Genomic DNA, 12,786 nt, shown 5'->3' on the forward strand with positions numbered 1-12,786 from the left:
GGCCGCCCGACGGCTGCATATGAGTGAACTTATGGTCGTACCGCTGGGCTGAACGCGCGGACCTTGTCGATCGAATGCATGTTGAGACAGAGCCACATGCACTTCGAGGAGGCACTTCATGCGTGGAGCTACGCACGCCAAGTGGGCCGCATGCGCGGTGGCCGTCGCCCTGGCGGCCACCGGCTGCGGTGGCGGGGGCAGCGGCGGCGGCAGCGGGGGTGGAGGTGCCGATGGTGTGGTGCGTTCGTCGTGGGGCGATCCGCAGAACCCGCTGGAGCCCGCCAACACCAACGAGGTCCAGGGCGGCAAGGTCCTCGACATGATCTTCCGGGGGCTGAAGCGGTACAACCCGAAGACCGGCAAGGCCGAGGACGCGCTCGCCGAGAAGATCGACACCAAGGACTCGACCCACTTCACCGTCACCGTCAAGCAGGGCTGGACCTTCAGCGACGGCGAGAAGGTCACCGCGAAGTCCTTCGTGGACGCGTGGAACTACGGCGCCAACCTGAAGAACAACCAGAAGAACGCCTACTTCTTCCAGTACATCGACGGCTACGACAAGGTCCACCCGGACTCAGGACAGCCCACCGCGCAGACGCTCTCCGGGCTCCGGGTCACCGGCCCCCGGACCTTCACCGTCAAGCTGTCGCAGCGCTTCTCCACCTGGCCCGACACCCTCGGATACGCGGCCTTCGCGCCACTGCCCCGGGCATTCTTCGACCAGCACGCGGCCTGGCTCGCCAAGCCCGTCGGCAACGGCCCGTACACCGTCCGGAGCTACGCCAAGGGCTCGCAGATGTCGCTGCGCACCTGGAAGGCTTACCCCGGGCCCGACAAGGCCGTCAACGGCGGCGTCGACCTGAAGGTCTACACCGACAACAACACCGCGTACACGGATCTGGTCGCGGGCAACCTCGACCTCGTCGACGACGTTCCCGCCGCCCAGCTGAAGAACGCCAAGGCCGACCTGAACGGCCGTTACATCAACACCCCGGCCGGAATCATCCAGACGCTCGCCTTCCCGTACTACGACAAGGCGTGGAACACCCCGCAGGCCGCCAAGGTCCGCACCGGGCTCTCCATGGCGATCAACCGCAAGCAGATCACCGAGACCATCTTCCAGAAGACCCGCACCCCCGCCACCGACTGGACCTCCCCGGTCCTCGGCGCGAGCGGCGGCTACCGGGCGGGGCTCTGCGGCAAGGCGTGCGCATACGACCCGGCCGCCGCGAAGAAGCTGATCAGCGAGGGCGGCGGCATCCCCGGCGGCCGGCTCAAGATCACGTACAACGCCGACACCGGCTCCCACAAGGAGTGGGTCGACGCCGTCTGCAACAGCATCAACAACACGATCGGCAACGACAAGGCGTGCGTGGGCAGCCCCGTGGGCACCTTCGCCGACTTCCGCAACCAGATCGGCCAGAAGAAGCTCACCGGCCCCTTCCGGGCGGGCTGGCAGATGGACTACCCGCTCATCCAGAACTTCCTCCAGCCGCTCTACTACACCAACGCCTCTTCCAACGACGGCAAGTGGAGCGACCCCCGCTTCGACAAGCTGGTCGACGAGGCCAACGCCGACACCGACACCAAGACGGCGATCAGCAAGTTCCAGCAGGCCGAGGAGGTCGTCCGGGACCAGATGGCGGCCATCCCGCTCTGGTACCAGAACGGCAGCGCCGGCTACTCCGACCGGGTCAGCCACGTCGAGCTGAACCCGTTCAGCGTCCCCGTCTACAACGAGATCAAGGTCAGCTGAGGCCCGCGCACCCCAGGGCCCTACGGGTCCGGCGCTCCCGCCACCACGACCCCCGGAGCCGTTCATGGGACGTTATGTGATCCGGCGCCTGCTGCAGATGATCCCGGTCTTCATCGGCGCCACCCTGCTGATCTTCCTCATGGTCAACGTGATGGGCGACCCCATCGCGGGCCTCTGCGGCGACCGGCAGTGCGACCCGGCCACCGAGGCCCAGCTGCGCGGGGACTTCGGCCTCGACAAGCCCGTCTGGCAGCAATACCTCACCTACATGGGTCATGTCTTCTCCGGGGACTTCGGCACCGCCTTCAACGGCCAGAAGGTCATCGACCTGATGGCCACCGCCTTCCCGATCACCATCCGGCTGACGATCGTCGCCATCGTCTTCGAGATCATCGTCGGGATCGTCTTCGGCGTGGTCACGGGGTTGCGCAGGGGCCGCCCCGTCGACACCTCCGTCCTGCTGCTGACCCTGGTGGTCATCGCCGTGCCGACCTTCGTCACCGGCCTGCTCGCGCAGCTGCTGCTCGGCGTCACATGGCATGTCATCGAGCCCTCGGTCTCCTCCGCCGCGCCGTTCGGCGAGCTGATCCTGCCCGGACTGGTACTCGCCTCGGTCTCCCTGGCCTACGTCACCCGGCTGACCCGCTCCTCGATCGCCGAGAACGTCCGCTCCGACTACGTCCGCACGGCCGTCGCCAAGGGCCTGCCGCGCCACCGGGTGATCACCCGGCACCTGCTGCGCAACTCGCTCATCCCGGTGATCACCTTCATCGGAACGGACATCGGCGCGCTGATGGGCGGGGCGATCGTCACCGAGCGGATCTTCAACATCCACGGCGTCGGCTTCCAGCTCTACCAGGGCATCCTGCGCCAGAACACCCAGACCGTCGTCGGCTTCGTGACCGTGCTCGTCATCGTCTTCCTCGTGGCGAACCTGCTGGTCGACCTCCTCTACGCCGTGCTCGACCCGAGGATCCGCTATGCCTGAACCACAGGGGGCCCGCCCCGGCGGCGACCACGAGGCCATCGCGTCGACCGGCGCCGGCGGGGCGATGGACCTCGCCACCAGCGAAGGGATCACCCTGGAACAGGGCCCCGAAGGACCCGGCGGCGGCGGTCCCGCGGGCCGGCCGCGCAGCCTGTGGTCGGACGCCTGGCGGGATCTGCGCCGCAACCCGGTCTTCCTCGTCTCGGGACTGATCATCGTCTTCCTGGTGATCATCTCCATCTGGCCGTCGCTGATCGCGAGCGGCAACCCGCTCTCCTGCGACCTCGCCAAGGCCCAGGAGGGATCCCGGCCCGGCCACCCCTTCGGCTTCAACGGACAGGGCTGCGACGTCTACACCCGCACCGTGTACGGCGCCAGGACCTCGGTGGTGGTCGGTGTGCTGGCCAGCCTCGGCGTCGCCGTCGTCGGCTCCGTCCTCGGCGGCCTCGCCGGGTTCTTCGGCGGGTTCTGGGACGCGATCCTCTCCCGCCTCACCGACATCTTCTTCGGCATCCCGGTGGTCCTCGGCGGTCTGGTGCTGCTCTCCGTGGTCACCAGCGCCACCGTCTGGCCGGTGATCGGCTTCATGGTGCTGCTCGGCTGGCCACAGATCTCCCGCATCGCCCGCGGCTCCGTCATCACCATCAAGCAGAACGACTTCGTGCAGGCCGCGCGGGCCCTCGGCGCCTCCAACCCCCGGATGATGCTGCGGCACGTCCTGCCCAACGCGATCGCGCCGGTGATCGTCGTCGCGACCATCGCGCTCGGCACCTTCATCGCGCTGGAGGCGACCCTCTCGTACCTCGGCGTGGGCCTCAAACCGCCCACCGTCTCCTGGGGGATCGACATCTCGGACGCCTCGCCGTACATCCGCAACGCCCCGCACATGCTGCTCTGGCCGGCCGGCGCGCTGGCCGTGACCGTACTCGCGTTCATCATGCTCGGCGACGCGGTGCGCGACGCCCTCGACCCCAAGCTGCGCTGAGGAGTGCGTCCATGCTGCTCGAAGTACGCGACCTCCAGGTGGAGTTCCACACCCGGGAGGGAGTCGCCAGGGCCGTCAACGGCGTGACGTACTCGGTCGCGGCCGGGGAGACGCTCGCCGTGCTGGGCGAGTCCGGCTCCGGCAAGTCCGTCACCGCCCAGGCGATCATGGGCATCCTCGACTCGCCGCCCGGCCGGATCTCCGGCGGCGAAGTGCTCTTCAAGGGCCGGGACCTGCTCAGGCTCAAGGAGGACCAGCGGCGCAGGATCCGCGGCGCCGAGATGGCGATGATCTTCCAGGACGCGCTCTCCTCGCTCAACCCCGTACTCACCGTGGGCAACCAGCTCGGCGAGATGTTCATCGTCCACCGGGGGATGAACCGCGGACGGGCGCGGTCCGAGGCCGTCGGGCTGATGGACCGGGTACGGATCCCGGCCGCCAAGGAGCGGGTGGACGACTACCCGCACCAGTTCTCCGGCGGGATGCGCCAGCGCATCATGATCGCCATGGCGCTGGCCCTGGAGCCCGACCTGATCATCGCCGACGAGCCGACCACCGCACTCGACGTGACGGTCCAGGCCCAGGTCATGGACCTGCTCGCCGAACTCCGGCGCGAACTGGACATGGGGCTCATCCTGATCACCCACGACCTCGGCGTCGTCGCCGACGTCGCCGACCGGATCGCCGTGATGTACGCGGGCCGGATCGTGGAGAGCGCCCCCGTGCACGACATCTACCGGGCCCCCGCCCACCCGTACACCCGCGGGCTGCTGGAGTCGATCCCGCGGCTGGACCAGAAGGGCCGCGAGCTGTACGCGATCAAGGGCCTGCCGCCGAACCTGCTGCGCATCCCGCCCGGCTGCGCCTTCAACCCCCGCTGCCCGATGGCCCAGGACATCTGCCGCACCGAGGTGCCGCCGCTGTTCGACGCCGGAGAGGGCCGCCGCAGCGCCTGCTTCTTCTGGAAGGAGACCCGCGATGGCTGAGCCCGCGACGGCCGGTGTCGCCCCGGCCGCCCCGGCCGCCGAACCCGTCCTGGAGGTACGGGACCTGGTCAAGCACTTCCCGCTGACCCGGGGCGTCCTGTTCCGCAAGCAGGTCGGCGCGGTCCAGGCGGTCGACGGGGTCTCCTTCGACCTGGCGCCGGGCGAGACCCTGGGCATCGTGGGGGAGTCCGGCTGCGGCAAGTCGACCGTGGCCAAGATGCTGGTCAACCTGGAACGGCCCACCTCCGGCGTGATCCGCTACAAGGGCGAGGACATCACCCGGCTGTCGGGGCGCGCGCTCAAAGCGGTGCGCCGCAACATCCAGATGGTCTTCCAGGACCCGTACACCTCGCTCAACCCCCGGATGACGGTGGGCGACATCATCGGCGAGCCGTACGAGATCCACCCCGAGGTGGCGCCCAAGGGCGACCGGCGGCGCCGGGTACGGGAGCTGCTGGACGTGGTCGGGCTCAACCCGGAGTACATCAACCGCTATCCGCACCAGTTCTCCGGCGGCCAGCGCCAGCGCATCGGCATCGCCCGCGGCCTCGCGCTCCAGCCCGAGATCATCGTCGCGGACGAGCCGGTCTCGGCGCTCGACGTCTCCGTCCAGGCACAGGTCATCAACCTGATGGAGAAGCTGCAGAGCGAGTTCGGACTCTCGTACCTCTTCATCGCGCACGACCTGTCGATCGTCCGGCACATCTCCGACCGGGTCGGCGTGATGTACCTGGGCCGGCTGGCGGAGATCGGCTCGGACGAGGAGATCTACGACCATCCGACGCACCCCTACACACAGGCACTGCTCTCGGCGGTGCCGCTGCCCGACCCCACGGCGCGGGAGCGCCGCGACCGGATCATTCTTTCGGGTGACGTTCCGTCCCCGGCGAACCCGCCGTCCGGCTGCCGGTTCCGTACGCGCTGCTGGAAGGCGCGGGAGCGGTGCGCCGTGGAGGTCCCGGAGCTGGCGGTGCCGGAGGTCTTCCGGGGCGACGGCGGGCCCGCCACGCACCCCTCGGCGTGCCACTTCGCGGCGGAGCGGCGGACCGTACCGACCGCGACGGAGCCGGACGAAGGCGAATAAAACACATCAATTTCGTTAACACGCAGGCAACTTCGCCGACCCGTCTCCGATATACGGACCCGTCAGTCTGAATGACGTACGGCCGTGCGGGTGCCGTGAACCGGCCGGGGCTTCCAGGAGCACCGGCCGGTTGCCCGTATGTCCGGGGTTCTGGACGCCGGGACCCGGACGCGCGGTCCTGGGCGCGGAGTCCTGGACGCGCGGTTCTGGGCGCGCGGTTCTGGGCGCGGCGTCGCCGGGAGCTACTTCATGTTCAACGACCGCTTCAGGAAGTCGACCTGGAGCAGCAGCAGGTTCTCCGCGATCTGCTCCTGCGGTGTCATATGGGTCACCCCGGTCAGCGGCAGCACCTCGTGCGGCCGGCCCGCCGCGAGCAGCGCCGCCGACAGCCGCAGCGAGTGGGCCACCACCACGTTGTCGTCGGCCAGCCCGTGGATGATCATCAGGGGCCTGGCCGGGTTCTCCGGGGCCGACAGGCCGTCGTCCGTCACGAGCGAGTGGGCCGCGTACAGCTCCGGCTCGTCCTGCGGGGTGCCGAGATAGCGCTCCTGGTAGTGGGTGTCGTAGAGCCGCAGATCGGTCACCGGGGCGCCCGCGACCCCCACGTGGAAGACGTCCGGGCGGCGCAGCACCGCGAGCCCGGCGAGATAGCCGCCGTACGACCAGCCGCGGATCGCCACCCGTCCGGTGTCGAACGGGAACCGCCCGGCCAGCTCCTGGACCGCCTCGACCTGGTCGTCCAGGGTGAGCAGCAGATTCCGGTGCACGGCCTTCTCCCAGGCGGGGGAGCGGCCGGGGGTGCCCCGGCCGTCCGCGACGAGGACCGCGAACCCCTGGTCGGCGAACCACTGCGAGGTCAGATGGGCGTTCTGCGCGGCGAGCACCCGCTGCCCGTGCGGACCGCCGTACGGGTCGAGCAGCACCGGCAGCGGACCGTCCGACTCCCGGTGGCCCCGGGGCAGCAGTACGGCGCACGGAATGCGCCGGGCGCCCGCCTCGGTGAACCGCGGGCGCGCCGTGAGCACCGGCGTCTCGGCGTACGAGTCGATCACGACCGGCCGCCGGGCCTCCCTGAGCACCCGCACGGCCGCCCCGGAGGTCTCCGGCCGCGCGGACACCAGCACGGTGACCGCGCCCGTCCGCACGGCCGTGTGCACCCCCGGCCCCTCCGAGAGCCGCTCCACCCCCAGCCCGCCGACCCGGTACACATGGATCTCCCCGGTCTCCGGGGCCTCGGCCTCCTCGCCCGCCGACGCCGTGACCAGCACGTCGTGCGCGCCGATGTCCAGCACCGCGCGCACGTGCAGCCGCGCCCCGGTCAGCGGCCGGTCGCCGACCACCAGGACCCGCGCGCCGCCCTCGTCCGCGATCCGCACCAGCCGCCCGTCCGGCGCCCAGGCGGGCACTCCGGCGAACAGTTCCAGCCACGCCGGATCCTCCTCCCGGTGCACGGGGGTGGTGGCCCCGGTCTCCGTGTCCACCGCCAGGTACACCGCCTCGCGCTGGTCACGGCTCTGCGCCAGCAGCAGCGGCGCGCCCGCCGCCGACCAGTGCACCCGCGCCAGATACGGCAGGCGGGCCCGGTCCCAGACCACCTCGGTACGGGATCCGTCCAGTCCGACGAGGAGGAGCCGCACCTCGGCGTTGGGCGTGCCGGCCGCCGGATACGGGACCTCGGTGGGCCGCCGGTCCGGGTGCGCGGGGTCGGAGATCCACCAGCGCCGCACCTCGGCGGTGTCGGTCCGCGCCACCAGCAGCCGGTCCGACCCGGGGGACCACCAGAAGCCGCGCGAGCGGCTCATCTCCTCGGCCGCGACGAACTCCGCCAGCCCGTAGGCGACATCGGCGCCCTCGCCCTCCTCGCGCCCCGCCAGCTCCCGGTCGCCCTCGCCGTCCGCACCGGTCACCCGGAGCGCTCCACGGGCCACGTACGCGATGTGCCGGCCGTCCGGCGAGGGCCGGGGATCGACCACCGGGCCGGGGACGGCGAGCCTGCGGGGCGTCCCGGCCCGCAGGGCGACCGCGTAGAGGCGCCCTGAGAGCGCGAACGCGGCGAGCCCGGCCTCCGCGTCCACCGCGTAGCCGACGATGCCTCCAGAGCCCTCTCGGGCCCGTTCACGGCGTGCCCGCTCCTCGGCCGGCAGCCGCTCCTGGGCGCCGTTCAGCAGTACGCCGGGATCGGCGGCGATCCGGGCCTCCTCGTCCGGTGCGCCAAGATCCTTGACCCAGAGGCGGTTTACCCGGTCCGTGCCGGATCCGGAACGCAGGAAAACCACTCGTTCGCCGTCCGGCGACACCGTGAAGGAGCGCGGGGCACCGAGGGTGAACCGCTGGGTCCTGGCATGCTGACGTGCGAACGAGAGCTGCTGCGGCGAAGTCATACGCGCGAACCTAGACGAGTAAGTCCGAAGTCCCGTCTGCGGGGAGGCGCCATGCACGCACATCCGCGGCGTTGTCGTCGGTCAACGACTCCCCCACTGCCTTAAGGGCGTGGGAGGTGCCCCCTCCGCGTCGCTTCCCTCCTCCGCCTTGCGGCTGCGCTCGGCATCCGAAGGACGCGTCAAGCGCCGAGGCGGAGGGAGCGCAGCGAGCGCAGCGCACCTGACACCTCCCCGCCCGCCCCAAGAGGCGGACGACGCTACTTCGGACTTACTCGTCCAGCGGGCGCGCGCCAGTCCGTGCGCCCCCTGTGCTGCCGTGCACCGATCGATGCGTACGCACGGATAGTTATGATCCGTAGCGATAGGTGGGTAGGAATCTGCCGGGCACATGCATGCTGCGTTTTCCCGACTGAATATCTATGGAGGTGAACCGCCGTGGCACTCTCGATTTCGGCGGTGGTGCTGCTGGCGATCGTCGTCTTCCTGCTGGTCCGGAAATCCGGGCTCAAAGCGGGACACGCGGTGGTCTGCATGCTGCTGGGGTTCTACATGGCCAGTTCCTCCATCGCCCCCACCATCAGCGAACTCACCACGAACGTGGCGGGGATGATCGGTGGCATCAAGTTCTAGCGGCCCTCCCGGCCGGACCTGCCCCGCCGGGCGGACCCTGCCGGTCGCGGCACCGGTACGCGACGCGTACCGGGACTCTCGAACAGGATCGGCGCCACCCGGCCACCGGCGCCTCGGCCCGCACCATCGCCCACTGGCCGAGGGGCCGGTTCGTCATGCCTCGTAGGCTGTCCCCATGACCGATCTACCCGCCCGCCGTCTGCTGCTCGTGCACGCGCACCCCGACGACGAGTCGATCAACAACGGCGCCACGATGGCCAGGTACGCGGCCGAAGGCGCCCTGGTCACCCTGGTGACCTGCACCCTCGGCGAGGAGGGCGAGGTCATCGGGGAAGGACTCGCCCACCTGGCGGCCGATCGCGACGACCGCCTCGGCCCCCATCGCGTCGGTGAACTCGCCGCCGCCATGGCGGAGCTGGGCGTCACCGACCACCGCTTCCTCGGCGGCCCCGGCCGGTTCCGGGACTCCGGAATGATGGGCCTCCCTCAGAACGACCGGGAGAACGCCTTCTGGCGGGCGGACCTCGACGAGGCCGCCGGGTACCTCGTGGAGGTGATCCGCGAGACGCGCCCCCAGGTCCTGGTCGCCTACGACCCGAACGGCGGCTACGGCCACCCCGACCACATCCAGGCCCACCGCGTCGCGACGCGCGCCGCCGCGCTCGCGGCCGACAGCGCGTTCCGGCCCGCGCTCGGCGCCCCGCACACCATCGACAAGATCTACTGGAACCGGGTGCCGCGCTCGGTCGCCGAGGAGGGCCTCGCCCGGCTGCGCGCCTCGGACGCGGGCTTCCCCGGCGTCGCGGTGGTCGACGACCTGCCGGGCGTGGTCCCCGACGCGCGGATCACGGCGGCGGTCGACGGCGCGTCCCAACGGGAGCGCAAGGCCGCCGCGATGCGCGCCCACGCCACGCAGATCGCCGTGGACGGCCCGTTCTTCGCGCTCTCCAACGACCTCGGACAGCCACTTTTCGCCACCGAGTACTACGAGTTGGCGCACGGCACCTCGGGAGCGGCGCCCGGAGAGCGCGAGAGCGACCTCTTCTCGGGAATCGCCGGGGATTCCGGGGCGAACGCATGAGCGGGCAGCAGCCGGGCGCGTTCCTGGGCGGGCCGGTCGCACCCGGCCGGATCGCCGCGTATCTCGGCCTCGCCGCGCTCGGGGCGCTGGTGGCGATCGCCGGGTCCCTCGTCCAAGGCGGCTGGTTCCCCGGCGGGTTGGTGCTCGCCCTGCTCGCCACCGCCGCGCTCTTCTACGGCGGGCTGCGCGCCACCGGCACCCAGACCGGGGTGGGGGCCCCGGCGGCGGGCTGGCTGATCGCCGTCATCTGGCTGAGTTTCGGCCGCTCCGAGGGCGACGCGGTCTTCTCCGGCGGCGTCGGCCCCCTCGTCTACCTGCTCGGCGGGATGGCGGTGGCTGTGATGTGTGCCACGATGTCGCGGTTGCCGCAACCGGGCACTCAGTCCGGCCGTATGGGGATGTGACGCGCCAGGGCGTGTTTCGATAAGGAGCGTCGTCCGCCCGCAGGCCGGGCAGGCGGGACTTTCGGAACACGCCCTGGGCCGCCGCCGAATTGACCTCGACCGTACGGTCGGCGGACCATCGCTTGCCTCGGTCGTCGGGTCCGCGCCGGCTGAGGCCAGTATGGTGGTGCGCGCTCCGGGCCTTCCCCGCCGCCTCCGGCAATGGGGGACCTGAACAGCTGAGTACCAGTAAGAACGGGCGGCGGAGCCAACCGGGAGAACCTGCTTTGAGTCGTGAAACTGACAGTTCGTCCTCCGGGCCCCAGGGGCGCGGCGCAGCCGCGTACCCCTCGGGGACGCCGCCCTACGGCACCCGCCAGTACCCGTCGCTGCATCCCCAGCAGGACGCTCCGGAGGAGACCGAGACCGCGCCCGCGCCACAGCCGGACGAGCCCAGAACCGAGACCACGCTGACCACGCGGATCCGGATCAACATCCCGGGCTCCCGGCCGATCCCGCCCCTCGTGATGCGCAAGCCCGTGGCCGACGGCGACAGCACCAACGGCCGGGGCGTCCCCGTCGCCGAGCGCACCGCGAGCATCCCCCGGCCCGAGGTCCCCGCCGAGACGGCCGAGACCGGCCAGGCGGACCCCGTGGCCGAGGAGTCCGCCGAGGAGAAGGCGCCGCCCACCAGCGACTGGTTCGCCCCCCGCAAGCCCTCCTCGGGCACGGGCTCGGGAGCCGGTACGGCGGCGGGCATGGGCGCCGGAGCCGCCGCCGTCTCCGGCGGCGCCCGCGCCGAGTCGCCGTACTCCTCGGAGCCGTACCCCTCCCAGGGCCCGGCCAGGGACGGGCTCCCCGGGACCGGCGGTCCGCTGGGCGGGCTCGCCTCGGACGCGGGGGCCTCCGGCGCCGCGTCCAACGGCTTCGCGCCCGGCCCGCTCACCCCGCCGCCCGGCACGGGCCCCGGCCCGGCCGCGGCACCCGCAGGCCCGACCACAGGACCGGTCAGCGGCGGACTCTCGCTGGGCACCCCGCCCGCCTCCCTGGGCACCCCGCCTGCCGGCGGCGCGCCCCGGATGTCCGACGACACCGCCGTGCTGACGCCCCAGCAGCCCGCGCCCGTGCCCGACGGCGGACCCGGTGTCCCCGGCGGCCCCGGCCCGGTCGGCGGCCCCGGCGGCCGGGTCTCCGGAGACACCCTCACCAGCGGCATCCCCGTGGTGCCGCCGGAGCACCACGGAGGCTTCCCCGGCCCCGGCGGGCCCGGCGCCCGCCCCGGATCGGGCGGAGCCGGTGCGCCCGACCCGCACCAGGGCTTCTCCGCGCCCGACTTCCCCGGCCCCGTGGGCTCCGCCCAGGGCGCCCCGCCCGCCGGGACCGCGCCGCGCGCGGCGGCCCCGGCTCCGGCGGCGCCCGCCAAGAAGAAGGGCCGCTCCAAGCTGACGCTCCTCGGCGTGGCCGTCATCGTCCTCGGCGGCGGCGTCTACGGCGCGGGCCTGCTGATGAACCACTCCGAGGTGCCCAAGGGCACCGCCGTCCTCGGCGTCGACATCGGCGGCGGCACCCGCGAGGAGGCCGTCGCCAAGCTCGACGCCACCCTCGGCGGGCGCGCCACCCAACCCCTGCGGCTCGCCATCGGCGGCAAGACCGAGAAACTCTCCCCGGACAAGGCGGGACTCAGCTTCGACAGCCAGGCCACCGTGCGCCGCGCCGCGGGCAGCGACTACAACCCGGTCTCGGTCGTCGGCTCCCTGTTCGGCGCCGCCCGGATCGCCGAACCGGTGATCCCCGTCGACGAGGAGAAGCTCAGCGCCGCCCTCACCGACCTCGCGGGCACCTCCGGCTCCGCCACCGAGGGCACGATCGAGTTCGAGCCGGACAAGGCCGTCGCCGTACCCGGCAAGGCGGGCAAGGCGCTGGACGTCAACCACTCGATCATCTCGACCCGGGACGCCTACCGCACCCAGGTACAGACCGGCCGCACGAACCCCGTCGAGCTGCCCGTCGTCACCCGCGAGCCCACCATCGGCCAGGCGGAGCTGGACCGGGCCATGAACGAGTTCGCCAAGCCCGCCATGTCCGGTCTGATCACCATCCAGGCCGGCGGCAAACAGATCCAGTTCGGACCCGCCAAGTCCCTGCCGCAGATCCTCTCCATGAAGCCGATCGACGGAAAGCTCGTCGAGGTCTACGACCGCGACGCCATCGAGCAGCTCCTCGACGGCGTCTTCGAGGGCATCACGATCACCAAGGGCAACGGCAAGCAGTACCCCGTCTCCTCCACCGACGTGGCACAGGCGATGCAGAAGGCGCTGCGCGGCAAGACCCCCGCCGAGCGCACGCAGACGATCGACCTCGACCCCAGCTGACGTACCCCGCCCTGACCGTGCCCCCGCCCCACCGGCGGGGGCACCGTCATGTCCGCCGGATGACGGATGTCATGCCCGGCCCACGACGCGCGGCACTGCCGGGGCGGGCCCCGCCCGGGGGAGGCTCTCCGTATGACGAC

Annotated in this window: 10 protein-coding genes; 9 read left to right on the plus strand and 1 reads right to left on the minus strand. The window is 71.6% G+C overall.

The window, feature by feature from the left end:
- The first annotated feature begins 118 nt into the window (after positions 1 to 118).
- The 5 genes from DVH02_RS04975 (at position 119) to DVH02_RS04995 (ending at position 5,799) form a co-directional block, all read left to right on the plus strand.
- Entirely contained in the window at positions 119 to 1,756 is a 1,638-nt protein-coding gene (locus DVH02_RS04975; protein WP_114622446.1) for a peptide ABC transporter substrate-binding protein, read from the plus strand.
- A gap of 64 nt (positions 1,757 to 1,820) precedes the next feature.
- On the plus strand, positions 1,821 to 2,744 hold the full coding sequence (locus DVH02_RS04980; RefSeq protein WP_114622447.1) for an ABC transporter permease: 924 nt from the start codon (positions 1,821 to 1,823) through the stop codon (positions 2,742 to 2,744).
- On the plus strand, positions 2,737 to 3,729 hold the full coding sequence (locus tag DVH02_RS04985; RefSeq protein WP_114622448.1) for an ABC transporter permease: 993 nt from the start codon (positions 2,737 to 2,739) through the stop codon (positions 3,727 to 3,729). Before DVH02_RS04980 ends, DVH02_RS04985 begins: the two co-directional genes overlap by 8 nt.
- A gap of 11 nt (positions 3,730 to 3,740) precedes the next feature.
- Positions 3,741 to 4,715, plus strand: coding sequence for an ABC transporter ATP-binding protein (locus DVH02_RS04990; RefSeq protein ID WP_114622449.1), 975 nt, complete (start codon positions 3,741 to 3,743; stop codon positions 4,713 to 4,715).
- The gene (locus tag DVH02_RS04995; RefSeq protein ID WP_114622450.1) at positions 4,708 to 5,799 is read left to right on the plus strand and encodes an ABC transporter ATP-binding protein; all 1,092 of its coding nucleotides are present in this window, start codon (positions 4,708 to 4,710) and stop codon (positions 5,797 to 5,799) included. The genes DVH02_RS04990 and DVH02_RS04995 overlap by 8 nt, the downstream gene beginning before the upstream one ends.
- Before the next feature lie 242 nt (positions 5,800 to 6,041).
- Here the strand turns inward: DVH02_RS04995 and DVH02_RS05000 are convergent, their stop codons facing one another.
- Positions 6,042 to 8,180: a prolyl oligopeptidase family serine peptidase gene (locus DVH02_RS05000; RefSeq protein ID WP_114622451.1), complete on the minus strand. Its 2,139-nt coding sequence runs from the start codon at positions 8,178 to 8,180 to the stop codon at positions 6,042 to 6,044.
- A gap of 435 nt (positions 8,181 to 8,615) precedes the next feature.
- Here DVH02_RS05000 and DVH02_RS05005 point away from each other — a divergent pair, with 435 nt between their 5' ends.
- The 4 genes from DVH02_RS05005 to DVH02_RS05020 all read left to right on the plus strand — a co-directional run bounded on the left by DVH02_RS05005 (position 8,616) and on the right by DVH02_RS05020 (position 12,646).
- Positions 8,616 to 8,810: a DUF2304 family protein gene (locus DVH02_RS05005; protein ID WP_114622452.1), complete on the plus strand. Its 195-nt coding sequence runs from the start codon at positions 8,616 to 8,618 to the stop codon at positions 8,808 to 8,810.
- A gap of 175 nt (positions 8,811 to 8,985) precedes the next feature.
- Positions 8,986 to 9,891 carry an N-acetyl-1-D-myo-inositol-2-amino-2-deoxy-alpha-D-glucopyranoside deacetylase gene (gene mshB, locus DVH02_RS05010; protein WP_114622453.1) on the plus strand — a complete coding sequence of 302 codons (906 nt, stop codon included), beginning with the start codon at positions 8,986 to 8,988 and terminating at the stop codon, positions 9,889 to 9,891.
- A complete protein-coding gene (locus DVH02_RS05015) occupies positions 9,888 to 10,295 on the plus strand; it encodes a DUF6113 family protein (protein WP_114622454.1) in 408 nt (135 codons plus the stop codon). The genes mshB and DVH02_RS05015 overlap by 4 nt, the downstream gene beginning before the upstream one ends.
- 266 nt (positions 10,296 to 10,561) lie before the next feature.
- Complete coding sequence (locus DVH02_RS05020) at positions 10,562 to 12,646, plus strand: peptidoglycan binding domain-containing protein (RefSeq protein WP_199566170.1); 2,085 nt, start codon at positions 10,562 to 10,564, stop codon at positions 12,644 to 12,646.
- Positions 12,647 to 12,786 lie beyond the last annotated feature (140 nt).

The organism is Streptomyces corynorhini (assembly GCF_003346515.1).
In the GTDB taxonomy this organism is placed as follows: domain Bacteria; phylum Actinomycetota; class Actinomycetes; order Streptomycetales; family Streptomycetaceae; genus Streptomyces; species Streptomyces corynorhini.

What these genes read in the sequence shown, in the direction of transcription:
- DVH02_RS04995 (WP_114622450.1), top strand. Translation starts at nt 4,708, where the DNA reads ATGGCTGAGCCCGCGACGGCCGGTGTCGCCCCGGCCGCCCCGGCCGCC.
- mshB (WP_114622453.1), top strand. Translation starts at nt 8,986, where the DNA reads ATGACCGATCTACCCGCCCGCCGTCTGCTGCTCGTGCACGCGCACCCC.
- DVH02_RS04980 (WP_114622447.1), top strand. Translation starts at nt 1,821, where the DNA reads ATGGGACGTTATGTGATCCGGCGCCTGCTGCAGATGATCCCGGTCTTC.
- DVH02_RS05015 (WP_114622454.1), top strand. Translation starts at nt 9,888, where the DNA reads ATGAGCGGGCAGCAGCCGGGCGCGTTCCTGGGCGGGCCGGTCGCACCC.
- DVH02_RS04975 (WP_114622446.1), top strand. Translation starts at nt 119, where the DNA reads ATGCGTGGAGCTACGCACGCCAAGTGGGCCGCATGCGCGGTGGCCGTC.
- DVH02_RS04985 (WP_114622448.1), top strand. Translation starts at nt 2,737, where the DNA reads ATGCCTGAACCACAGGGGGCCCGCCCCGGCGGCGACCACGAGGCCATC.
- DVH02_RS04990 (WP_114622449.1), top strand. Translation starts at nt 3,741, where the DNA reads ATGCTGCTCGAAGTACGCGACCTCCAGGTGGAGTTCCACACCCGGGAG.
- DVH02_RS05000 (WP_114622451.1), bottom strand. Translation starts at nt 8,180, where the DNA reads ATGACTTCGCCGCAGCAGCTCTCGTTCGCACGTCAGCATGCCAGGACC.